Below are 20,966 nucleotides of genomic sequence, written 5' to 3' on the forward strand. Positions count from 1 at the left end.
CGCGTCCTCCGGCCTGCGCGCCGACGTCTACGGGGTACGGGCCGACGTCGCGGCGGAACCGTCGGAGTCGGTGGCCTCGGCGCGGCCGGCTGCGGCGAGGAACGAGTTGTAGCGGGCCAGGTCGTCCGGCTCGCCGGTGGCCTCGGCGCGGGCGGCGGCCCGGTCGAGGCGGGCCTGTTCCCGCCGGTCGGCGCGGATCCACTGGCGGACCAGCACGACCAGCACGATCGCGGCGGGGATCTCCCCGAACGCCCAGGCGATGCCCGCGCCCAGCCGCTGGTCCTCCAGCAGTGACGACGCCCAGTCGGGATGGACGGCGACGTACCAGTCCGGGGCGATGAGGCTGGTGGTCTGCATCAGCACGAGGCCGAAGAAGCCGTGCGCCATCATCGCCGCGAGGTGGATGATCACCAGGATGGGGTGGGGGAGCCTCGGCCGGCCCGGGTCGACCCCGATGAGCACCCAGAACAGCAGGTACCCGGCGACCACGAAGTGCGTGAGCATGGCCAGGTGGCCGAGGTGGGAGCGCATCAGCGTGCCGAGCAGGTCGCTGAGGTAGAGGCCGAAGAGGCTGCCGGCGTAGATGCCCAGTGCGACCAGGGGATGGGTGAGCAGCCTCGCGGGTCGGCTGTGCAGCGCCAGCAGCAGCCACTCCCGGGCACCACGGACCTGCGGGTCGGCGGGGCGACGCAGGGCGCGCAGCGCGAGGGTGACCGGGGCGCCGCCGACGAGCAGGATCGGCACCAGCATCGACAGCACCATGTGCTGCACCATGTGGGCGCTGAACAGCACGTACGCGTAGCGGGCCACGCCCAGGTTGGTGACGGCGGCCAGCAGCAGCAGACCGGCCGACCAGCTCGCGGTCCGAGCCAGCGGCCAGCGGTGCCCGGCCCGGTGCAGCCGCCACACCCCGGCCAGGTAGCCGCCGATGCCGAGGACCGTGAGGGTCAGGAAGAACATGTCCGGCAACGGCTGGCCCACCAGGCGTTCCGGGGTCGGCGCGGCGGGCATCGGGAAGCCGAGCAGCTCGGTGATCGGATCGGCGTCGAGCGGATCCTGCGTCACCGGGGTGGGGCTGCGGGACAACGCCACCGCCAGCCCGACGGTGGCGGCGAACACGACCACCTCGCCGGCGGCCAGCCGGGCGAACGCGCCGCGTCGACCCGCGCGCAGGGCCGGCAGGGTCCGCGACCGGTGCACGGCGCCCAGGGTGCCCAGGACCGCCAGGGCGACGAGCTTGCCGACGACCAGCCAGCCGTACCGGGACTGCCAGAGCTGGGCCACGTCGCCGAGGCGTACGGCCGCGTTGGCCGATCCGCTCACCGCGACGGCCACGAAGCAGCCCAGGGCGAGGCGGCCGTACCGGTCAGCGGCGTCGGCGAGCTGCCGGCTGCGGCGGACCATCAGCAGCGCCACCAGCCCGCCGACCCAGAGCGCGGCGGCCAGCACGTGCAGGGCGAGGCTGGACACCGCGATCTGGTGGTTGCCCGCCCCGGCGGCGTGCCCGGTGAACGCCGGCGGCAGCACCCCGACCAGCGCGACCAACGCCGCCCCGGCGGCGAGCCCACGCGACACCCCCACCCGGGCCAGCACCGCCACCGTCAGGGCCAGCCCCGCCTGGAGCAGCAGCGCCTGTCCCTGCGAGATCGAGGTGGCGAAGCTGACCACGGTGGGGACGCCGAGCCCGTCCACGGGGACGCCGAGCAGGTCCGAGACCGTCAGCACGATCAGCGTCACCGCGGCCACCGCCCAGCCCGCCGCCGCCGTGCCCGCGCGGCGCAACAGCAGCCAGCCGTACGCCGAGACGCTCCGCCCGTCGCCGGGCAGCAGGAAGGCCGCCGTCACCAGCATCCCGACCGTCAGGGTGGCGAGGCCGTCGGCGAGCAGCCGGACCACGGGCAGCGCCCACGCCGTGACCGGCCCCGGGTCCGGCAGCCCGGGGATCGCGACCGCGAGCGCGTCGCCGGCCCGCAGGCCGAGCAGGAGTACGGCCACCGCCGACGCCACGGCCGCGACGGGTACGAGCCACGCGCCACGCCCCCGGGAGCCGGGACGTACGCCGGCGCGGGGCGGGCCCGCGACCGGCCCGGCGGCACCGGCCGCCGTCGTCGCCACGGAGTCGGCGCCCGGGCCCCGGGCGGGCTGGGCGGGGCGGGAGGTGGTGTCTGGCACGTCGGTGTCCCTTGGGTTCGGGGAGCGGCGGTTCGCGCCCGGGGCGCGGTGCCGGAGGGTCGGGGGTCGGGGTGCTGCCGGTCAGCGGGTCTCGCGGCGCCGGCGCAGCAGCAGCGCGGTCCCGCCGAGGGCGGCCACCAGGACCCCGGCGGCAAGCAGCACGCCGCCCGTCCCGAGGCCGCCGGAGCCGGACGCGGCGGCGGGGCCGACCGACCCGGCGGCCGGCGGGGCGGTGGCAGCGGACGGGGCCGCGACAGCGGTCGGCGTGGCAGCCGGCGGATCGGTGACCGCCCCGGTCGCCGTGGTGGCCCCGCCGGCGGTGTCGCCGCCGCTGGCGACGGTGAACCGGTACGACCCCTGCACCGGATGCCCGTCGGCGGAGACGATCCGGTAGGCGACGGTGTAGGTGCCCTCACCCAGCGTCTCGTCGACGGTCACCGTGCCCTTCGTCCCGTCGACGGTGGGCCCACCGGTGGGGATCTTCCGCCGGGTCGCGTCGGTCAGCGCGATGGTGGTGAAGGTCGGGTCGAGCCGCTGCGCGAACTCCAGCGTGACCCGCGTCGGCGGCGTCGTCAGGCGGTCGCCGTCGGCGGGGCTGGCGGCCCGCAGCGTGTTGTGCGCGGCGGCGGGGGCGGCCGGTACGAGCAGCAGCGCGGCGGCGGCCAGCGCGGCGGCGACGAGGGCCGCGAGGGTCGGGCGGCGGGACGGGTTGTGCATGTCTGGCGCTTCTCCTGGTTGGTGGTGGTCGGCCGGGCAGCTGGTGACCGGTCAGGCCGCGCGGCGGTCGGAGACGCGGGCGGAGCCGGGATACGGCGACGGGAGCAGCCGCAGCCCCGGCGACTCCGTGGGCTCGTCGGCGGGCAGGCTCCAGCGGGGTTCGGCCGGGCGGCTGCGGCGCGCCGGGCCGTCGGGGCGCAGCCCCGGGCGGGACAGGGCGACGACGATGACGTAGCCCGCGAGCAGGAAGCCGTGGCTGACCAGCCGGGCGGTGTCCACCCGCCCGGTCAGCAGGTCGTTGACCGACAGCAGCGCCAGCATGCCGACGAAGGCGCTCAACATCGGCACCAGCCCGGTCGGCGGGGTGCGCCGGGCGGCCACGAAGAGGAAGCCCGCGCCCACGGCGACGTTCCACGCCGCCGACTCGTGCCACAGGTGCCCCGAGATCAGCCCGCCGGTCGCCGCGTGCGCGTGGGCGCTCGCCGTGCCGCGTCCGATCTGCGCCAGGCCCAGCACGAGTTGCAGCGCCCCGACCAGGCCCAGGACCGCCCGCAGGGTGAGCACGACCCGCTCCCGCCGGCGGCGCGGAGCCGGGGTGGGCAGCGCGCCGAGGATGACGTCGGTGCGGTCGTCAGCGGCGACGGCGACCGACAGCCGCGCCCGGCGGGTCACCGCCGTGGCCCGGTCGTACCACGTCCGGCAGCCGGCGCAGCCGGCCAGGTGGGCCGCCACGGCTGTCCGCTCGGCGGCGGTCTCCTCCCCGTCCAACTGCGCCGACAGCATCTCACGCCACTGCTCACACCCCATGTACCGGTAGTCGTCCCGGACCCGTCGTTGGTTCCCGCGCAGTTTCGTGGGGCGTGGCCTTCCCGCAGGTCAGCGCGGCGGGGTGGGTCAGCCGGTGGCGTCGCCGCCCCGGCCCGCGTCCGGCTCCGACCAGCCGTGCGCGGCGGCGACCAGATCCTCCCGGGCCCGGGCCACCCGGGACCGGATGGTGCCCACCGGGCAGCCGCACACCTCCGCGGCCTCGGCGTAGGACAGGCCCAGCACCTGGGTGGCGACGAACGCCTCCCGCCGGTCCCTCGGCAACGCCGCGATGAGGCGTTCGAGCACGACCTGCCGGTCGAAGCCGCTGCGCGCCGGGTCGGGGACGTCGTACCCGTCGGGCATCGGCACCGTGCGCGGCCGTGACGTGACGGTACGCACGTGGTCCGCCGCGACCCGCCGGGCGATGGCGAGCAGCCACGTCCGTGTCGAGGAGCGTCCGGCGTACGACGGCAGCGACCGCATCGCCCGCAGGAAGGTCTCCTGGGTCAGGTCGTCCGCCTCGCGGGGCGTGACCAGCGCGGCGAGGAAGCGGCGGACCTGCTGTTGCGTCGCCCGGACGAAGCAGGCGGCGGCCGTCCGGTCACCGCGGCCGGCGGCCAGCGCCCACGCGGTCAGCTCCGCGTCGTCAGCCATCCGGCACCTCCTGTCGGGCCACCGGAGGGCGGGTGCCCGACGGTGATCACGACGGGTCGTAGTAGTGAGTGGCCGGTAGCGTACCGCAAGCGGCCCGGTGGTGGCCCTCCCCGACGCCCCGCCTCCGGGTGCCACCGCGCCCGTCGCCCGGGGCCGCTGTCTAGCATGGACGGCCCCGCCCGACCGTCGAAGCAGGCAGCCCATGACCGGTACGGTTTTTGAGAACGCCCGGATCCACACCCTCGACCCCGCCCGTCCGTACGCCGAGGCGATGCTGGTGCGCGGCGAGCGCATCGTCGCCGTCGGGGACCTCGACGAGTGCCGCGACCGCGCCGGCGTCGGCGCGCGCCGGGTCGACCTCGGCGGGATGACGGTGCTGCCCGGTCTGATCGACAGCCACCTGCACTCGGCGCTCTACGTGCGCGGACTGGAGCAGGTGGACCTGCGCGGCACCACCAGCCTCGACGAGGCGCTGGCGCGGATCGCCCGGCACGCCGCCACCCTGCCGCCCGACGCCTGGCTCTTCGGCGGGCGCTGGGACAGCCACAAGTGGGACCGCCCGGTGCAGCCGACCCGGGCCGACCTGGACCGCGTCTGCCCGGACCGGCCCGCCGTGCTGCCGACCATCGACGGGCACACCACCTGGGTCAACACCGCCGCCCTCCGGCGGCTCGGCATCGACGCCGGCACCCCCGATCCGATCGGCGGGCAGATCGTCCGCGACGAACGCGGCGAGCCGACCGGCATCCTGCGGGAGGCGGCCGGCGACGCGGCGTACGACGTCATGCGCACCTCGCTCAGCGGTGACCTGGTCGCGCAACTGCGTACCCACCTGCCCCGGCTGCTCTCCGTCGGCCTGACCAGCATCCACGACATCGACGGGCAGGACTGCCGGGCCGCCTACGAGACCCTGTACGCCCGGGGCGAGTTGCCGCTGCGGGTGCACAAGTCGATCCCGTCGACCGCGTTGGACGAGGTGATCGACCTGGGCTGGGCGACCGGCGACGGGGACCGCTGGCTGAGCACCGGCCCGGTCAAGATCTTCACCGACGGGGCGCTCGGCTCGCACACCTGCCTGATGACCGAGCCGTACGACGGCGAGCCCGGCAACCACGGCATCGCCGTCACCCCGGCGGAGGAGTTCGAGCGGCTGGTGGCGAAGGCGGCCGGGGCCGGCATCGCCGTCGCGGCGCACGCCATCGGCGACGCGGCGAACGAGATGGTGCTGCGGGCGTACGCCAACTGGCAGGAGTCGGCGCGCACCAACCCGACGGCGGTACGCCGGCTGCGGCACCGGATCGAGCACACCCAGCACCTGCGTCCGGCGGACGTGCCGCTGCTGGCCCGGCTGGGCGTGATCGCCTCCATGCAGCCCACCCACTGCACCAGCGACATCCCCCTGACCAGCCGGATGCTCGCCGGCCGCGACCTCGCCTCGTACGCCTGGCGCAGCCTGCTGGACGCCGGCGCGACGGTGGCCTTCGGCTCGGACGCCCCGGTGGAGGACCCGGATCCGTTCTTCGGCATCCACGCCGCGGTGACCCGGCAGCAGCCCGACGGCACCCCGCCCGGCGGCGTGGACCCGCACGAGCGGGTCGATCTCGACACGGCGCTGCGCTGCTTCACCGAGGCCGGCGCGTACGCCTCCTACGAGGAGCACCTGAAGGGGCGGCTGACCCCGGGGATGCTCGCGGACTTCATCGCGCTGCCCACCGACCCGTACCGGGTCGAGCCGGCGGCCCTGCGCGACCTCACGGTGGCGCTCACCGTGGTCGGCGGGGTCGTGCGCTGGCAGCGCTGACCGGGGTCGGACGCTTCCCCGCCGACCGGCCGGCCGTCGCCCGCCGGGCCGGGGGCCGCCCGCCGGGCAGGGTTGGCCGTCAGGCGGGCGGATCGGGCGGCAGGTCGACCACCAGTGCCGGGCCGGTCCGGCGGCGGTCGCCGGGGCGTCGGGTCAGCGCGACCACGGCGTCCGCGGCACGCGGGGCCCGCAGCGCCTCCTCGGTCGGCCGGTGCGGCCCGGCGGCCGGGGCGAGCGCCAGTCGCCGGGCGCGGGCCGGCGCCTCCGCCACGCTCGTCGCCGTCCCGGTCAGGCCGAGCGGGCCGGCGTCGGGCAGGCCCACGGGACGGGTCCCGTCCCCGGCGTGCGCGGTGGCGTCCGGGCCGCCGCAGCGCAGCAGGGTGACGCGCCCCTCGGGGGAGACCTCCACCAGGGTGGCGGCGAGATAGCCGCCCGGGGCGATGTCCCGCACGAGGTCGTCGAGGGCTCCGGCGATCCCCGGCAGCGATCCTCCGCCGCGCAGGGCCTCGTCCCGGAAGGCCGACTCCAGCGCCCGGGTGTGCTCCGGGCGGGCCAGGGTGGCGCCGTGCGCCATGCCGAGGAGGACGCGCAGGCCGCCCCGGCGCAGCGGTACCGCCGCCGCGACCTCCCCGGGGGCGCGGCAGACGGCCAACGCGGCGCGTCCGGTGCCGGCGGGCATGGTGAACACGGCGACGTCGCGGGGCGCGGGCACGCGGGCGACGGCCCGGTCCTCGCGGCGTCGCCTGGCCCAGGCCAGCAGCGGTACGGCGGCCAGGCTCGCCACGGAGACGCCGAGTGCCCACGGCTCGGCGCGGTGCCCGGGCACGACGGGAACGACCACGGACGCCGCCAGCAGGACGGCCGCCCAGGCGGAGATCAGCGCCGCCACCCGGGGGCGGGTGGACACGCCGAGCAGCCCCGGAAGCAGCACCCAGCCGAGCGGCGTGCTCACCTCGGCCACGCCCATCACGAGGGCGTTGCCCGTCGCCCCGGCGAGAGCCGTCCGGGTCGACACCAGCACCCCGTTCCGCATCGCCCCACCCACCCGTCGCCCTCGATTTCTGGCGCCGTCGCGTCGCGCCCGGGTGCGCGTCGTCGCCCTGCTCGCCAGGTCGCCAAGGGTATCCGCAGGGTGGGCGATCGCCTCCTGATCATGATAAGCAGGAGGAGCGCGGGCGACGAGGCCGCCGCATCGGCCCCCGTGGACCTCCCGACGGGAGGCCGACGGCCGGTCGTTCGCGCCGCTGGCGGGCACGGGCACGCCGGCGGCACGGTATCGCCGATATGCAGATTCGCTCCTTACCGGTTAGGGTTGGCTAACCGGCTGTCGAACTCTGGGGAGGGTATGTGCTGGTTCTGGTGGCGGTCCACGCACTCGCAGCCGTGATCGCCCCGGGACTGATACGTATCTGGGGCCGAAAAGGGCTCTACCTGGTGGCCCTGGCTCCCGCGGCGACCCTGGTCTGGGCGCTGACTCGCACCGGGACGGTCCGCTCCGGCACCCCGGTCGTCGAGACGGTCACCTGGGTTCCCCAGCTCGGCCTGGAGATCGCCCTGCGGATGGGCACCCTGGCCTGGCTGATGGTGGTGCTCGTCGGCGGGGTCGGGGCGCTGGTGCTCGCCTACAGCGCCCGCTACTTCCGCTCCGACGACCCGGGCCTGGGCCGCTTCGCGGCCGTCTTCGTCGGCTTCGCCGGGGCGATGCTCGGCCTGGTGGTCTCCGACGACCTGCTGCTGCTGTACGTGTTCTGGGAGCTGACGACCGTCCTCTCCTACCTGCTGATCGGCAGCGACCCCACCAAGCGGGCCAGCCGGCGGGCCGCCATGCAGGCGCTGCTGGTGACCACCCTGGGCGGCCTGGCGATGCTCGCCGGGTTCGTCATGCTCGGCCAGCACGCCGGCACGTACCGTTGGTCGCAGATCGCCACCGACCTGCCCGGGGGCGGCTACCTGGCCGTGGCCCTGGTGCTGATCCTGCTCGGCGCGTTGAGCAAGTCGGCGATCTTCCCCTTCAGCTTCTGGCTGCCCGGCGCCATGGCCGCGCCCACCCCCGTCAGCGCCTACCTGCACGCCGCGGCGATGGTCAAGGCCGGTGTGTTCCTCGTCGCGCTGATGGGACCGGCCGTGGTCGGGGTCACCCCGTGGCGGCCGATGCTGCTGGCCGGCGGGCTGATCACCATGTTCCTCGGCGGATGGGCGGCGCTGCGGCAGGCCGACCTGAAGCTGCTGCTGGCCTACGGCACGGTCAGCCAGCTCGGCCTGCTGATGGTGGTCCTCGGCGCCGGCACCCGCGACACCGCGCTGGCCGGCGCGGCGATGGTGCTGGCCCACGCGCTGTTCAAGTCCACCCTGTTCCTCGTCGTCGGGGTCGTCGACCACGTAGCCGGCACCCGCGACCTGCGCGAACTCAGCGGCCTCGGGCGGCGGGCGCCGGCGCTCGCGGTGGTGGCGGGCCTCGCGGCGGCCTCCATGGCCGGCCTCCCGCCGCTGGCCGGATTCGTCGCCAAGGAGGCGGCGGTCGAGGCGTTCCTGCACGGCCGCACCGCCGACCTGGTGGTGCTCGCCGGCGTGGTGCTCGGCTCGGCGCTGACCGTCGCGTACACGCTGCGTTTCGTCTGGGGCGCGTTCGCGACCAAAGGCGACGTGCCCGCCACCGAGGCCCGGCCGGTCGGGTGGTCCTTCCTCGCGCCGGCCGTCGTGCTCGCCGCCGCCGGCCTGGCGGTGGGGCTCTTCGCGCCCGCCGTCGACAAGGTCCTCGCCCCGTACGCGGACCTGTACGAGAGTGCCGAGCCCGGCTACCACCTCGCGCTGTGGCACGGCCCGACCCTGGCGCTGGGCCTGTCGGCGCTGGCGGTCGCCGGCGGCGTGGGGCTGTTCCTCCTGCGGCACCGGGGGCGGCTGGGCCCGTCGGTCCGACTGCCCTTCGACGGGGCCGCGGTCTACGACCGGCTCATCGGCGGGGTGGACCGGCTCGCAGTGGAGCTGACCGGCGCCACCCAGCGCGGCTCCCTCCCCTTCTACCTCGGCGTCATCCTGCTGGTGATGATCACCTTGCCGGGTGGGGCGCTGCTGGCCGGGATGCCCTGGCCGCAGCGGTTCCAACTGTGGGACACCCCGTTGCAGGCCGTCGCCGCCGCGGTGGTGATCGTGGCCGCCGTGGCCGCCGCCCGCGCCCGGCGCCGACTGACCGCGATGATCCTCGTCGGCGTCGCCGGCTACGGCACCGCGCTGCTGTTCATCCTGCACGGCGCCCCGGACCTGGCCCTGACCCAGTTCCTGGTGGAGACCGTCACGATCGTCATGTTCGTGCTGGTCCTGCGCCACCTCCCCGCCAAGTTCTCCGAGCGGCCCATCCGGTCCAGCCGGCGCGGTCGCATCGCGCTCGGCGTCGCCGTGGGCGTGGTCACCGCCGGCATGGCGTACGTCGCGGCGGGCGCGCGGATCGCCACCCCGATCTCCGTCGACTTCCCCGACGAGGCCGTCTCCTATGGCGGCGGCAAGAACATCGTCAACGTGACCCTGGTGGACATCCGGGCCTGGGACACCATGGGCGAGATCGCCGTGCTGGTGGTGGCCGCCACCGGCGTGGCCAGCCTCATCTTCCGCCACTCCCGGGACCTCGACCTGCGCAGGGGCATCCCCGGCGTCGGCCGCACCGAGTCGGCGCGGCCCCGCTGGCTCACCACCGGCGCCACCACCCGCCAGCAGTCGGTCATCCTCCAGGTCGTCACCCGGCTGCTGTTCCACGCCATCGTGCTCTTCTCGATATACCTGCTCTTCTCCGGGCACAACGCCCCCGGCGGCGGTTTCGCCGCCGGACTGGTGGCCGGGCTCGCGCTGGCCGTGCGCTACCTCGCGGGCGGGCGCACGGAACTCAACGGGGCCGCCCCGGTCGACGCCGGCGCGGTGCTCGGCGCCGGGCTGTTCGTCGCGGTCGGCACGGGCGTCGCCGCGATGCTGCTGGGCGGGGAGTTCCTCCAGAGCGCCCTGCTGGACCTGCACCTGCCGGTCTTCGGCCACGTCCACTTCGTCACGTCGGTCTTCTTCGACGTCGGCGTCTACCTCATCGTGGTCGGCCTGGTCCTGGACATCCTGCGCAGCCTGGGCGCGGAGATGGACCGGCAACAGGAGACCGACCAACGCGAGACCGAGCAGGCCGACGACCGGACGAAGGAGCTGGTGTGAACCCGAACCTGACCTACGTCCTCGTGGTCGGCGTCCTCTTCGCCGCCGGGGTGACGCTGCTGCTGGAGCGCAGCCTGACGCGGGTGCTGATGGGCGTCATCCTGCTCGGCAACGGTGCCAACCTCCTGCTGCTCACCGGCGGCAAGGCCGGCGGGCCGCCGATCGTCGGCACCACCGCCGAGGGGGACATGAGCGACCCGCTGCCCCAGGCCATGGTGCTGACCGCGATCGTCATCACCCTCGGCATGACCGCGTTCCTGCTCGCCCTGGCGTACCGCAGCTGGCACCTCAACGGGCACGACGAGGTGCAGGACGACGTCGAGGACCGCCGCATCATGGAGCTGGCCGACCGGGACGAGGGACCGGGCACCGCCGACAACGACGCCGGAGACGGTGACGGAGACGGCGACGTCGCCCTGGCCACCGTGCCCGCCGACGACACCACGGCCAGCCCGGCCGGGGACGCGGGGAGGGGCCGATGACCTGGCTCGTACCCCTGCCGGTGGTGATGCCGCTGCTCGGTGCGGCCCTGACGCTGCTGCTCGTCGGCCGGCCCCGCGCCCAGCGCTGGGTCAGCCTCACGGTCCTCACCGCCACCGTCGCCGTGGCGGCCACGCTGCTGGTCCGCTCCTCCGTGGACGGGCCGCTGGTCGTCGAGGTCGGCGGCTGGGTCGCGCCGCTGGGCATCGTCCTGGTCGCCGACCAGCTCGCCGCGCTGATGCTCGTCGTCTCCGCCGCCGTCACCCTCTGCGTGCTCGTCTACTCGATCGGGCAGGGCACGGCCGACGGCAACGAGGAGACGCCGCTGTCGGTCTACCACCCGACCTACCTCGTGCTGACCGCCGGCGTGTGCAACGCGTTCCTCTCCGGCGACCTGTTCAACCTCTACGTCGGCTTCGAGATCCTGCTGGTCGCCAGCTACGTGCTGCTGACCCTGGGCAGCACGGAGACCCGGATCCGGGCCGGCACCACGTACGTCGTGGTCAGCCTGCTCTCGTCGCTGATCTTCCTGGTCGCTATCGGCCTGGTCTACGCGGCGACCGGCACCCTCAACCTGGCCCAGCTCGTGGACCGGCTCGACGCGCTGCCGGACGACATCCGGCTCGTGCTGCAGGGCATGCTGCTGCTCGCCTTCGGCATCAAGGCGGCCGTGTTCCCGCTGTCGGCCTGGCTGCCGGACAGCTACCCGACCGCCCCGGCGCCGGTCACCGCGGTCTTCGCCGGCCTGCTCACCAAGGTCGGCGTGTACGCGATCATCCGTACCGAGACGCTGCTGTTCCCCGGTGGGCGCACCGCCGACCTGCTGCTGGTGGTGGCGGCGCTGACGATGGTGGTGGGCATCCTCGGCGCGGTCGCCCAGTCCGACGTCAAACGGCTGCTGTCGTTCACCCTCATCAGCCACATCGGTTACATGCTCTTCGGCGTCGGCCTGAGCACCTCTCTCGGGCTGTCCGCGGCGATCTTCTACGTGGTGCACCACATCACCATCCAGACGACCCTGTTCCTCGCCGCCGGCCTCGTCGAACGCCGGGGCGGGAGCACCGCCCTGGACCGCCTCGGCGGGCTGGCCCGACTCTCGCCGCTGCTGGCCGTGCTGTTCTTCCTGCCCGCGCTCAACCTCGCCGGCATCCCACCGTTCTCCGGCTTCCTCGGCAAGCTCGGCCTCGTCCAGGCCGGCGTGGACGACGGCGGCCCGCTGGCCTGGACGCTCGTCGTCGGCGGGCTGCTCACCAGCCTGCTCACCCTCTACGCCATCGCCCGCGTGTGGAACCTGGCCTTCTGGCGTGCCCCGCACCCGGACATGCCGGACGTCGGCGACGCCGTGCGGGCCGCCCGCACCGACGGTGCCGAGCAGCCGTACAAGGCACCGACCCCCGAGGCGTCGGGCGCGGTGCTGCCCCGGCTGATGATCGGGTCGACCGCCGCCCTGGTGGTGCTCGGCCTGGCGCTGACCGTGGTGGCCGGGCCGCTGTTCGACATCAGCACCGACGCGGCCGACGACCTGCTGCGCCGGACCCCGTACGTCGAGGCCGTGTTCCCGGACGGTGCCCCGTGACCAGTGACCCGATGAGCCCGCCGAAGCCCGTCGCGCCGACGAACCCGCCGCTGACCCGCACGGCCCTCCGGCGCAACCGGATCGTCGCCGTGACCGGACTGACCGGCGTCTGGATGCTGCTGTGGGGCACCCTCTCCTGGGCCAACCTGATCAGCGGGCTGGTGCTCTCCGTCGTGCTGCTGGCGGTCTTCCCGCTGCCGCCGGTGACCTTCGCCGGACGGATCCGCCCCGTGCCGCTCGCGCGGTTCTGGGTGCGTTTCCTGCGGGACCTCGTGGTCGCCTCCGCCCAGATCGCCTGGCTGGCGGTGCGGATCGGGAAACCCCCGCTCAGCGCGATCATCGCCGTGCCGCTGCGGGTCAACACCGATCTCAACCTCACGCTGACCGCCGAGGCGCTGTCCCTGGTGCCCGGCAGCCTCATCATCGAGGCCGACCGGACGACCGGCACCCTCTACGTGCACGTCATCGGCGTTCGCAGCCGCGAGGAGGTCGAGCGGTTCCGGCAGGGCGTGCTCGACCTCGAAGCGCGGATCGTCGCCGCCATCGGCTCGCCCGACGAACTGCGCCGCGTGACGCAACCCCACGCCGCCGGCCCGTCGGAGCCGACCCACCCGGAAGGGGTACCCAGATGACCGTCGTCGCCGTGACCGTCGCCGCGCTGCTCGCCATGGCCGTCGGGCTGACCCTCGTCCGCATCATCCGCGGACCGTCCATCCTCGACCGCGCCGTCGCCACCGACGTGCTGCTCGCCGTCGTCGTCGCCGCCATCGCCACCGAGGCCGCCTACAGCCGCGACGCCACCGCGCTGCCCGTGCTGGTCGTCCTCGCCATCCTCGGGTTCGTCGGCTCGGTCAGCGTCGCCCGGTTCGCCGCCCGGAGGAACGACAAGTGACGCTCGACGCCGTCCTCGACGTCGCCGCCGGCGTCTGCCTGATCGCCGGCGCGCTGCTCTGCGTCGCCGCCGGGGCGGCGCTGCTGCGCTTCCCCGACCTGCTCGCCCGGATGCACGCGGCGGCCAAGCCCCAGGTGCTCGGCCTGCTGCTCGTCCTGCTCGGCTGCGCGCTGCGCCTGCGCACGGGCGTGGACATCACCACCCTCGTGCTCGTCGGCGCCTTCCAACTCGCCACCGCGCCCGTCGCGGCGCACATGGTGGGCCGGGCCGGCTACCCGCACGACGAGATCCGCCGCGACCTGCTGATCACCGACGAACTCGCGCCACACCTGGACCGCATCAGCTCCGGCCGCTCCTGACCGGCGGGGCCGCGGCGGCTCTCCGGTAGCCGCGCGGACGGCGGGGAGTCGATCGACGCGGTCGCCGCGCGACGTCGTCGTCCGGCGACGTCGAGCGGCGACGTCGAGCGGCGACGGCCCGTCACGATCGGCGTCCGACCGGACATGGAATGGACGTGACCTCCGCGACCGAGCACGAGGACCATTTCCGACGCGTCTACGCCGACGGCTTCGAGCCGCTGCTGGCGTACGCCATGCGGCGCGTCGAGCACCCCGAGGACGCGGCCGACGTGGTCGCGGAGACCTTCCTCGTGGCCTGGCGGCGCAGACACGAGATGCCGACGGAAGCCGAGACCCGGCTGTGGCTGTACGGCGTCGCCCGGCGGGTGCTCGCCAACCACCATCGCAGCGGCAGACGCCGGCATCGGCTGGGCGAGCGGCTACGACAGGGGCTCACGGCCGCGATCGCCGCCGACCCGGGCAGCGAGGTGCCGGCACGGCTCACCGTCCAGGCCGCGCTGGCCCGCCTCTGTGAGCTGGACCGGGAGGTGCTGATGCTGACCGTCTGGGAGGGACTGGAGCCCCGGGAGGCGGCAGCGGTCCTCCGGGTGAGCCCGGCCGTGGTCCGTACCCGCCTGTCGCGCGCGCGGGCCAGGCTGCGCGACCTCGTCCGTGACGACCCCGACCCACCCGGACATGTACTCGACGTCCTGACCGCACCCACCCCGAAGGAGGGCCGATGACCGAGGAGCACCTCGACCGGATGGTTCGAGACGCCGACCCCTACCGACCCGCCGTCATCCGGCGCCTGGACGGGGCGAAGCAGACCCTCCTGGAGGAAATCATGTCCGAGCCGAGGCTCGAACGCGTCGTCGAGTCACCGCCACCACGCTCCCGAACGGGCCGCGGCATCGTTCGCCGCTTCGCTGGCGCGCTGACCGCCGCCGCCGTCCTCACCGGCGTCCTCGTCGTCTCCACCGTGCTCCCAGGGCCTCCGGACGACAGCCAGGCCCCTCCCACGGATGCCGCCAGCGCGGGCGCCCCCGTCGTCTACTCGCCCGTGGCGATGAAGGCCGCCGAGGGGAACCCGCGGCTGCTCATCGACCAGCCGGGCTGGAAGGTGACCACCGTCTACGGGTTCACCGAGCAGCAGGGCACGATCGCGTTCAGCAACGGCGGGCGCCAGTTGGAGATGAACTGGTACCCGGCCGGACAGTACGAGGGCTTCCGCGCCGACCGGCTGAACGTCAGCCCCCCGAAGTCGGTGCGGGTCGACGGCTGGCCGGGCGACCTGTTCCGCTACAGCTCCGACGACTTCGCGGTCATGCTCCGCCCTCGCGACGGCGCCTTCGTCGAGCTCCGTACCGGGGGAGGCTGGAGCCGGGACGACTTCGACGGGGTCCTGGCCGACATCGTCCGCGTCGACGTACGCACCTGGCTGGCCGCGCTTCCGGCGGAGATCGTCACGCCCGCGCGGGTGGACGAGCAGGCGGCCAAGGCGCTCGCCGACGTGCCGCTTCCGCCGAACTTCGACCGCACCGCGCTGGGCGACGTCGGCACCAACGACTTCTACCAGTTCGGCGCCCAGGTGACCTCCCGGGTCGGCTGCGCGTGGATCGCCGAATGGCTACGCGCGAAGCGGGCCGGCGACGACGCCGCACTCCAGCGGGCCGGCGACGCCCTGCGCAGCAGCCACAACTGGCGCGTGCTGCACCAGATGAACGACGAGGGCGACTGGCCGGAGGTGTTCTGGGAGATCGCCGACAAGGTCGCCGCCGGCAACCCGCCGCCCGCGTACGCCCAGGGGTTGGGCTGCGACTGAGCGCCTCGACCGTCGCCACGCCGGCACTCGCGCAGCGCGAGTGCCGGCGTCGAGGGTCCATTGCGGGCTGCGGTGCGGGTCCACTGCCTGCCACGGCTGCGCGGACGCTTCAGGAGAGCGCTGCCGTCGGCGCTACGCCCGACTCGCGAGGCGAGGATGACACGTGCCGAGCCGGCGCAGTCCGGCCCGCAGGGTCACCTCCGCGGGTGCTGTTCCCGCTCGATCAGCCACCAAGCAAGATCTTCCAGGACACACAGCCGCGTCCGGTGGCCAGCGTCGCCAGCCGGACCACCGAGCCGATTTGGACGGCTGGTCTCTAGGACGCCTGGCGGATGGGCGTGTCGGCCCGCCAGACGTCGGCCAAGTCGCTGAGCGGGACGTCGAGGGCCTGACTGAGGCCGACCACGGTGCCGAACGCCGGTGCGGGAAGGCGGCCCGCCTCGATCTTGCGTAGCGTCTCGGGGGAGATGCCGGCTGCCAGGGCCACCTCGACGAGGCTGCGGCCGGCCCGCGCGGCCCGGAGGGCGGCTCCGAGGCGCTGGCCCGCTGCGATCTGTTCGGCGGTGAGTGGTTGGCGAACCATGCCAGCAGGATACCCCCGGAGCATCCCGACCTGGCGTGGTATAAAAATACCGCACAGGGGAGAGGGAGGCTGTCGTGATCGAGCTCAAGTCCGCCGAGGAGATCGACCGGATGGCGGTGACCGGCCAGTTCGTCGGCGAGTTGCTCGCCGAACTGCGCGACGTCGCCGCGGTCGGCGTCAACCTGATGGACCTCGAACACCACGCCCGCCGCCGGATCAAGGAACGCGGCGCCGAGTCCTGCTACTGGGACTACGCCCCTTCGTTCGGCCGTGGCCCGTTCCGCAACGTGCTGTGCCTGTCGGTCAACGACGCGGTGCTGCACGGCCTGCCGCACGACTACGTCCTGCGCGACGGCGATCTGCTCAGCATCGACATGGCGGTCGGCATCGACGGCTGGGTCGCCGACTCCGCGCTCTCCGTCGTCGTCGGCACCCCCGACCCGGCCGACCTGAAGCTGATCGAGGCCACCGAGGTCGCGCTGGAGGCCGCCATCACCGCCGCCCAGCCCGGCGGCCGTCTCGGCGACATCTCCGCCGCGATCGGTAAGGTCGCCCGCTCCTACGGCTACGGCGTCAACGCCGAGTTCGGTGGCCACGGCATCGGCCGCACCATGCACGAGGCCCCGCACGTGTCCAACGACGGCCGCCCCCGCCGCGGTCTGAAGCTCAACCCCGGCCTCACCATCGCCATCGAACCCTGGTTCTGCCGCTCCACCGACAAGATCAAGTTCGACAAGGACGGCTGGACGATCCGCTCCGCCGACGGCTCCCGCACCGCCCACTCGGAACACACCGTCGCCATCACGGCCGCCGGTCCCCAGGTCCTGACCCGCCGCCCCACCCATGGCGCCGCCTCTGCCGACCCCACCAGGAAGCCCGCCGCAGCCTCCTGACCCACTGCTCGCCTCGGGGCGGGTGACCCAGGGCATGGGGCTTGCGGGTCCCGGATGACCTGTCCGTCGTCGGATTCGATGACGTGCCCGCAGCCGCCGTCGCGACCCCGCCTCTGACCACCGTGTGGCAGCCGCACGCACGCAAGGGCGTCGAAGCCGTCCGGATGCTGTTCCAGCCAGCACCCACCCGGGCCGTCCTGCTCCTGCCGACCAAGGTCGTCCCGCACGCCTCCACCGTTCCGCCCGCCTGAGACCTGGGTGGTGGCGTAGCCATCGAACGGCGAACGGTCGGCAATCGTGCCGTCGAGGCACCACTATGGCGGTTGCGATATCGCCAGCAAGCGTATGCCTGACACTCGCGGCAGGCCGGCGCGTGATGCGCCAGCGCGGCTGCTGTCGCCGGTTCGCGTCCGTCGCGACAAGTCGAACGGGCGGCTCGTCGACAATGTTGCACCACTGCAGCCCATGTGGACGGATGCCTGGAATGGAATCTGCTCATGCTGCTCGCATCGTGGCGGGCCGGCGCTCGTCGGTATCTGGTGGACCCGCAGAAAGCCCGGTAGGTTCGGCTGTCGAGCACTTCTACTATCATCGATTGGGGATGCCAGCTACGTGTCGCAGGTCGAGAAAATCACCGGTGAACTCCGCGCGTTAATGACCGGTGTCGAACGCGCACAGGGGTTGGTAGCCACCGCTGACAGTCAGGCGCAAGAGGTGGCGCTGCGCGCCGCGGGTGCGGGCTTTTTCGCCGTGGCGGCGGGTGTGGCGCGGGTGCGTAACGCGATCACGGGCATCCAGGGTGGCCTGGGAAGTCTTGCCGGTTCGATCGGTGAGGCGACGAAGGCCGCCGCGGCGGTGCCGAACGAGGCCACCCCGCAGGAGACGATCGCCGGGCTGGTGCCTGTGCAGAGCGCTGTGGACGCCGCCCGTGAGGCAGCGGCCGGGGCCATCACCGGAGTCGGTGAGGCGCAGCAACTCGTCGCCATGGTCCTGCAGGGAGGGCAGCCCGGGCCGCTATTGCAGGCCTTGGAGGCCATCAAGCAGGTCTTGGTGCTGGTTGTTCAGCGCACTGGCGGGGCCCGGCAGGCCGTTGAGGCGGCGATCGCGCAGGCCCGGCAGTTGGGATCGTCGGGAAACTGACGGGGGCTGGCGGTCATCCACCGGCCAGCCCTACCCCTTCCGAGCAAAGTGATCCGCCTTCGACACCTCATGCTGCTGACGACGAAGCCTTCGCTGACCATGACTACGGCACGCCCTGGGCCAGGCAGCCAACCGGTGTCCCGGGCGGGTCGCCGACCGGTCCGAGAACCAGAATTCCACCCCGGTTGGACGACGAGGGGCGGCGTCCGTTGGAGCTCGAGAACGAATGCGCCGATATAGTCGCCAGCAAGAGCTACCGGGTCCACCAGAACCCCACCAGGCAGGAGATCGCCGATGCCCGGCTCCGTACCGGCGATTCGGGCAACCCGAACAAAGACCCGGATTACCTGATCGAGGGTCATGTGTTCGACTGCTATTCGCCCACTCTCGGCAAGCCGGTGCGGGGCGTCTGGAGCGAGGTCCGCGCCAAGGTCGACAAGGAGCAGACCCAACGTGTGGTGCTGAACCTGCACGACTGGCACGGAGACCTCGCGGCCCTGCGGAGGCAGTTCGACACCTGGCCCGTCGAGAGGCTGAAAGAACTCGTCGCAGTGACGCCGAGTGGCGCGATCATGCAGATCGTCCGTCGAGACTGAGGAGAGGCGCAGAGATGGCTGTCGAGTTCAGGTTGACCCTGGCGGGTGACCTGCCCCTTGACCACGTGGCTGATCTCGTGGCGGTGGACGCCGCCGAGAAGCCCAGGCCGAGCGGCACCAACCCGCGGCTGTTCAGTGCTCGTCTCTACGACACCCGCGGGTACGCGCTGACCGTCTCTTCAGGGAGCCAGGGTTATTTCGATGCCGAGGCCGACGACGGTGCCCGCTGGGAGTGGGAGCCGGATACGTACGTCGACATCGACTTCTCCCTGCGGGCAGACGACGTGGTCGACAAGGGCATCCCGAACATGATGAAGGCCGTGGCCCGTGTGTTGGCCGCCCGGCAGGAGGACGCGGCGCTGGTCCAGAACGGAAACTGGCTCCTGCTGACCCGCGTCGGGGGCGAACTTCGCAGACACCGTCCTACCTGGTGGAGCCACTACGGCATAGGCGACGTCATCATCACCCAATGAACCAGCCGAGCGCGGGGGACCCGCTCACGAACGACGCGGCTTCGACCCGTCGTCCGTGGGCGACTTCGACGTCGTTTCCTCGACCAACGGACCTGACCGCGACAACGACGGCCAGCCATCGCGCGGCTGATCGCGACCTGGCCGGAATCCCCCGTGGGAGCGGACAGCCCCACATGATCTTCGATGATGTGCGCGGTGTGCTCTCCAGCGGATGCCAACCCGGGTGAACCGGTGCCACCGCAGGTCACTGCGGCGACCGCCGGTCGCAAACCGACGTTCGTGTGCTCGAGCTGTGGTCCTGGGCTGGGCGAACGCGGGTCCGGGTGACGTGGGTGAACGTGGGCGACTCCCTGCCACCCCAGGTGAACGCCCGGGTCGCTAGACTAGGCCCTCGCGCCCTCGTAGCTCAGGGGATAGAGCATCGGTTTCCTAAACCGTGTGTCGCAGGTTCGAATCCTGCCGGGGGCACCTCGAAGATCAGCCGAAGCGCCATCTGAGCAGCGGATGTGTGCCCGCGTCGATCGGTCGACCCGTGCAGTCGGGTGTCACCTGAAGCCGCCGTTTGCGGCCGTGCGCGAAACACGTGCAACGATCTCGGACCGCATGAGTGAGGCTGTTCGTGCAGGTCAGTGTCCCCGCCAAGGGTGAACGATGGGATGCGCGTCTGCAGTGTCACGAACCCGCACTGACGCGCGTGCTGAACGGTCGACCACGTGGGCGGCTGTTTCGCGCTGCTCGACGGCACGGCTCGTCGAACCAGAGAACGATCTTGTTGGGGTGGCGGCGAGGAAAGCGGCCCGGGGAGCGGAGTGTCGGTCGACCAGCGAACGCGCCGCGGCGACGATGTGCGTCTTGCGGACGAGCTGGTACGTCCTCCGCGCCCCGGGCAGATCGCCGACGACCGGAAGGAGTGCGCCTGGTGGTGCCCGACGAACTCCTTCCGGCTATCGGCGAGCGGTGACTCAGTTGAAGGTGTAGCAGTACAGCTGCACGTTGGCGGTGTAGTAGTAGTCGCTGACCTTCGTGCTGCTGCTGTAGGTCGTGCGGCAGTCGAGGTAGGTGTTGAAGCCGCCCATCTGGGCCTTCCACTTGGCGTCGTTCTCCGCCGACCAGATGGCGAGCGAGGCGGAGGATCCCGAGCCGTAACCCGTGTACCAGCCGACTGCGTTGGCTCCAGCGTCGGCGGACGCGGGGGCCGCACCCGCCAGCATGGACACCGCGGTCGCGCCGGTGACGGCGGTGGCAGCGAGGATCTTTCGGATCGCGCGCATTGAAGCTCCGTTCTGTTCGAAGGGATGCCCTGAGCCTGCCACGAGAATCAACCACTGTCAATTCAACCGTGCCTGGTGTTGACAGTTGTTAAATCGTTCGTGGGGCGCGAGAGCTGTTTCGAGGATGTCGTCTGCCGCCCCAGTCCAGGTAGACGGCTTGAGGCGGCGTTCCGTGCCGCGATCCAGGCGGTCACATCTGTTTATAGGTCGGTGAGGCTGCGCCGGGCAAGCCGACGTGGTTGCGGTAGGTTGGTTCGCGGAACCAGTTCGCCCAGGGTCCAGTTACGACGAGTAGTTCGGGGTGAAGTGCAGGTGGAACTGGCGTGCTCAATGAGTCGCTGCTGGATGGCGGGCTGGCGTAGCTGCCCAGCATGATATGCGGTTCCAGTTCGGTCCTGGCCTGCCCGGTCGGTGGCGCAGGGGAGGCGCATAACTCCTGGTGGCAGCGTATGCGCGGGGTCTGGCCGATGGGCGACGTCCACCGCGGCAGGCAGGTCGATGGTGCCGTGGCGGACGTAGTCGATGGTCACTGTCCGTCAAATTGGGCCAATCCCAGAGGGCGCGAT

Annotated in this window: 21 protein-coding genes and 1 tRNA gene; 15 read left to right on the plus strand and 7 right to left on the minus strand. The window is 72.9% G+C overall.

The window, feature by feature from the left end; translation table 11 throughout:
* Positions 1–27 precede the first annotated feature (27 nt).
* From RM555_RS04550 to RM555_RS04565, 4 genes are all read right to left on the minus strand, one after another.
* Positions 28–2,172, minus strand: a complete 2,145-nt coding sequence (locus RM555_RS04550; RefSeq protein ID WP_311410586.1) for a bifunctional copper resistance protein CopD/cytochrome c oxidase assembly protein — start codon at positions 2,170–2,172, stop codon at positions 28–30.
* 81 nt (positions 2,173–2,253) lie between these two features.
* Positions 2,254–2,889, minus strand: coding sequence for a copper resistance CopC family protein (locus tag RM555_RS04555; RefSeq protein ID WP_311410587.1), 636 nt, complete (start codon positions 2,887–2,889; stop codon positions 2,254–2,256).
* A 51-nt stretch (positions 2,890–2,940) separates the two neighbouring features.
* Positions 2,941–3,696 carry a zf-HC2 domain-containing protein gene (locus RM555_RS04560; protein ID WP_311410588.1) on the minus strand — a complete coding sequence of 252 codons (756 nt, stop codon included), beginning with the start codon at positions 3,694–3,696 and terminating at the stop codon, positions 2,941–2,943.
* 87 nt (positions 3,697–3,783) lie between these two features.
* On the minus strand, positions 3,784–4,350 hold the full coding sequence (locus RM555_RS04565; protein WP_311410589.1) for a sigma-70 family RNA polymerase sigma factor: 567 nt from the start codon (positions 4,348–4,350) through the stop codon (positions 3,784–3,786).
* Positions 4,351–4,552: 202 nt separating this feature from the next.
* Here RM555_RS04565 and RM555_RS04570 point away from each other — a divergent pair, with 202 nt between their 5' ends.
* On the plus strand, positions 4,553–6,151 hold the full coding sequence (locus tag RM555_RS04570) for an amidohydrolase (RefSeq protein WP_311410590.1): 1,599 nt from the start codon (positions 4,553–4,555) through the stop codon (positions 6,149–6,151).
* Positions 6,152–6,230: 79 nt separating this feature from the next.
* On the opposite strand, the gene RM555_RS04575 is transcribed toward RM555_RS04570, so the two are convergent.
* Entirely contained in the window at positions 6,231–7,184 is a 954-nt protein-coding gene (locus RM555_RS04575; RefSeq protein WP_311410591.1) for a hypothetical protein, read from the minus strand.
* Positions 7,185–7,498: 314 nt separating this feature from the next.
* On the opposite strand from RM555_RS04575, the gene RM555_RS04580 reads away from it, so the two are divergent.
* The 8 genes from RM555_RS04580 (at position 7,499) to RM555_RS04615 (ending at position 15,444) form a co-directional block, all read left to right on the plus strand.
* Positions 7,499–10,336, plus strand: coding sequence for a Na+/H+ antiporter subunit A (locus RM555_RS04580; protein WP_311410592.1), 2,838 nt, complete (start codon positions 7,499–7,501; stop codon positions 10,334–10,336).
* Positions 10,333–10,818, plus strand: coding sequence for a Na(+)/H(+) antiporter subunit C (locus RM555_RS04585; protein WP_225852117.1), 486 nt, complete (start codon positions 10,333–10,335; stop codon positions 10,816–10,818). Before RM555_RS04580 ends, RM555_RS04585 begins: the two co-directional genes overlap by 4 nt.
* The gene (locus RM555_RS04590; RefSeq protein ID WP_311410593.1) at positions 10,815–12,392 is read left to right on the plus strand and encodes a Na+/H+ antiporter subunit D; all 1,578 of its coding nucleotides are present in this window, start codon (positions 10,815–10,817) and stop codon (positions 12,390–12,392) included. Before RM555_RS04585 ends, RM555_RS04590 begins: the two co-directional genes overlap by 4 nt.
* Positions 12,393–12,403: 11 nt before the next feature.
* The gene (locus tag RM555_RS04595) at positions 12,404–13,024 is read left to right on the plus strand and encodes a Na+/H+ antiporter subunit E (protein WP_396888691.1); all 621 of its coding nucleotides are present in this window, start codon (positions 12,404–12,406) and stop codon (positions 13,022–13,024) included.
* A complete protein-coding gene (locus RM555_RS04600; protein WP_311410595.1) occupies positions 13,021–13,284 on the plus strand; it encodes a monovalent cation/H+ antiporter complex subunit F in 264 nt (87 codons plus the stop codon). Before RM555_RS04595 ends, RM555_RS04600 begins: the two co-directional genes overlap by 4 nt.
* Positions 13,281–13,643 (plus strand): monovalent cation/H(+) antiporter subunit G, encoded by a 363-nt coding sequence (gene mnhG, locus RM555_RS04605; protein WP_151453966.1) that lies wholly within the window; start codon positions 13,281–13,283, stop codon positions 13,641–13,643. The genes RM555_RS04600 and mnhG overlap by 4 nt, the downstream gene beginning before the upstream one ends.
* 149 nt (positions 13,644–13,792) lie before the next feature.
* Entirely contained in the window at positions 13,793–14,365 is a 573-nt protein-coding gene (locus RM555_RS04610) for an RNA polymerase sigma factor (RefSeq protein ID WP_311410596.1), read from the plus strand.
* Complete coding sequence (locus RM555_RS04615) at positions 14,362–15,444, plus strand: hypothetical protein (RefSeq protein ID WP_311410597.1); 1,083 nt, start codon at positions 14,362–14,364, stop codon at positions 15,442–15,444. Before RM555_RS04610 ends, RM555_RS04615 begins: the two co-directional genes overlap by 4 nt.
* 316 nt (positions 15,445–15,760) lie before the next feature.
* Here the strand turns inward: RM555_RS04615 and RM555_RS04620 are convergent, their stop codons facing one another.
* Entirely contained in the window at positions 15,761–16,027 is a 267-nt protein-coding gene (locus RM555_RS04620) for a helix-turn-helix domain-containing protein (protein WP_311410598.1), read from the minus strand.
* Positions 16,028–16,101: 74 nt separating this feature from the next.
* On the opposite strand from RM555_RS04620, the gene map reads away from it, so the two are divergent.
* From map to RM555_RS04650, 6 genes are all read left to right on the plus strand, one after another.
* The gene (gene map, locus RM555_RS04625) at positions 16,102–16,920 is read left to right on the plus strand and encodes a type I methionyl aminopeptidase (protein WP_311410599.1); all 819 of its coding nucleotides are present in this window, start codon (positions 16,102–16,104) and stop codon (positions 16,918–16,920) included.
* Between the two features lie 83 nt (positions 16,921–17,003).
* Positions 17,004–17,171 carry a hypothetical protein gene (locus tag RM555_RS04630; RefSeq protein WP_311410600.1) on the plus strand — a complete coding sequence of 56 codons (168 nt, stop codon included), beginning with the start codon at positions 17,004–17,006 and terminating at the stop codon, positions 17,169–17,171.
* Between the two features lie 361 nt (positions 17,172–17,532).
* The gene (locus RM555_RS04635) at positions 17,533–18,060 is read left to right on the plus strand and encodes a DUF6244 family protein (RefSeq protein WP_311410601.1); all 528 of its coding nucleotides are present in this window, start codon (positions 17,533–17,535) and stop codon (positions 18,058–18,060) included.
* A 185-nt stretch (positions 18,061–18,245) separates the two neighbouring features.
* Positions 18,246–18,656, plus strand: coding sequence for a CdiA C-terminal domain-containing protein (locus tag RM555_RS04640; protein ID WP_311410602.1), 411 nt, complete (start codon positions 18,246–18,248; stop codon positions 18,654–18,656).
* A 14-nt stretch (positions 18,657–18,670) separates the two neighbouring features.
* Positions 18,671–19,129 (plus strand): SitI3 family protein, encoded by a 459-nt coding sequence (locus RM555_RS04645; RefSeq protein WP_311410603.1) that lies wholly within the window; start codon positions 18,671–18,673, stop codon positions 19,127–19,129.
* Between the two features lie 395 nt (positions 19,130–19,524).
* A tRNA-Arg gene (locus RM555_RS04650) sits at positions 19,525–19,597 on the plus strand.
* 494 nt (positions 19,598–20,091) lie between these two features.
* Here RM555_RS04650 and RM555_RS04655 read toward each other — a convergent pair.
* Positions 20,092–20,400, minus strand: coding sequence for a hypothetical protein (locus tag RM555_RS04655; RefSeq protein WP_311410604.1), 309 nt, complete (start codon positions 20,398–20,400; stop codon positions 20,092–20,094).
* Positions 20,401–20,966: the final 566 nt, after the last annotated feature.

The sequence above is a fragment of the Micromonospora reichwaldensis genome (genome assembly GCF_031845925.1).
Taxonomy (GTDB): Bacteria; Actinomycetota; Actinomycetes; order Mycobacteriales; family Micromonosporaceae; genus Micromonospora; species Micromonospora reichwaldensis.

What these genes read in the sequence shown, in the direction of transcription:
- RM555_RS04555 (WP_311410587.1), bottom strand. Translation starts at nt 2,889, where the DNA reads ATGCACAACCCGTCCCGCCGCCCGACCCTCGCGGCCCTCGTCGCCGCC.
- RM555_RS04560 (WP_311410588.1), bottom strand. Translation starts at nt 3,696, where the DNA reads ATGGGGTGTGAGCAGTGGCGTGAGATGCTGTCGGCGCAGTTGGACGGG.
- RM555_RS04565 (WP_311410589.1), bottom strand. Translation starts at nt 4,350, where the DNA reads ATGGCTGACGACGCGGAGCTGACCGCGTGGGCGCTGGCCGCCGGCCGC.
- RM555_RS04570 (WP_311410590.1), top strand. Translation starts at nt 4,553, where the DNA reads ATGACCGGTACGGTTTTTGAGAACGCCCGGATCCACACCCTCGACCCC.
- RM555_RS04575 (WP_311410591.1), bottom strand. Translation starts at nt 7,184, where the DNA reads ATGCGGAACGGGGTGCTGGTGTCGACCCGGACGGCTCTCGCCGGGGCG.
- RM555_RS04590 (WP_311410593.1), top strand. Translation starts at nt 10,815, where the DNA reads ATGACCTGGCTCGTACCCCTGCCGGTGGTGATGCCGCTGCTCGGTGCG.
- RM555_RS04595 (WP_396888691.1), top strand. Translation starts at nt 12,404, where the DNA reads ATGAGCCCGCCGAAGCCCGTCGCGCCGACGAACCCGCCGCTGACCCGC.
- RM555_RS04600 (WP_311410595.1), top strand. Translation starts at nt 13,021, where the DNA reads ATGACCGTCGTCGCCGTGACCGTCGCCGCGCTGCTCGCCATGGCCGTC.
- RM555_RS04610 (WP_311410596.1), top strand. Translation starts at nt 13,793, where the DNA reads ATGGACGTGACCTCCGCGACCGAGCACGAGGACCATTTCCGACGCGTC.
- RM555_RS04615 (WP_311410597.1), top strand. Translation starts at nt 14,362, where the DNA reads ATGACCGAGGAGCACCTCGACCGGATGGTTCGAGACGCCGACCCCTAC.
- RM555_RS04620 (WP_311410598.1), bottom strand. Translation starts at nt 16,027, where the DNA reads ATGGTTCGCCAACCACTCACCGCCGAACAGATCGCAGCGGGCCAGCGC.
- RM555_RS04645 (WP_311410603.1), top strand. Translation starts at nt 18,671, where the DNA reads ATGGCTGTCGAGTTCAGGTTGACCCTGGCGGGTGACCTGCCCCTTGAC.
- RM555_RS04655 (WP_311410604.1), bottom strand. Translation starts at nt 20,400, where the DNA reads ATGCGCGCGATCCGAAAGATCCTCGCTGCCACCGCCGTCACCGGCGCG.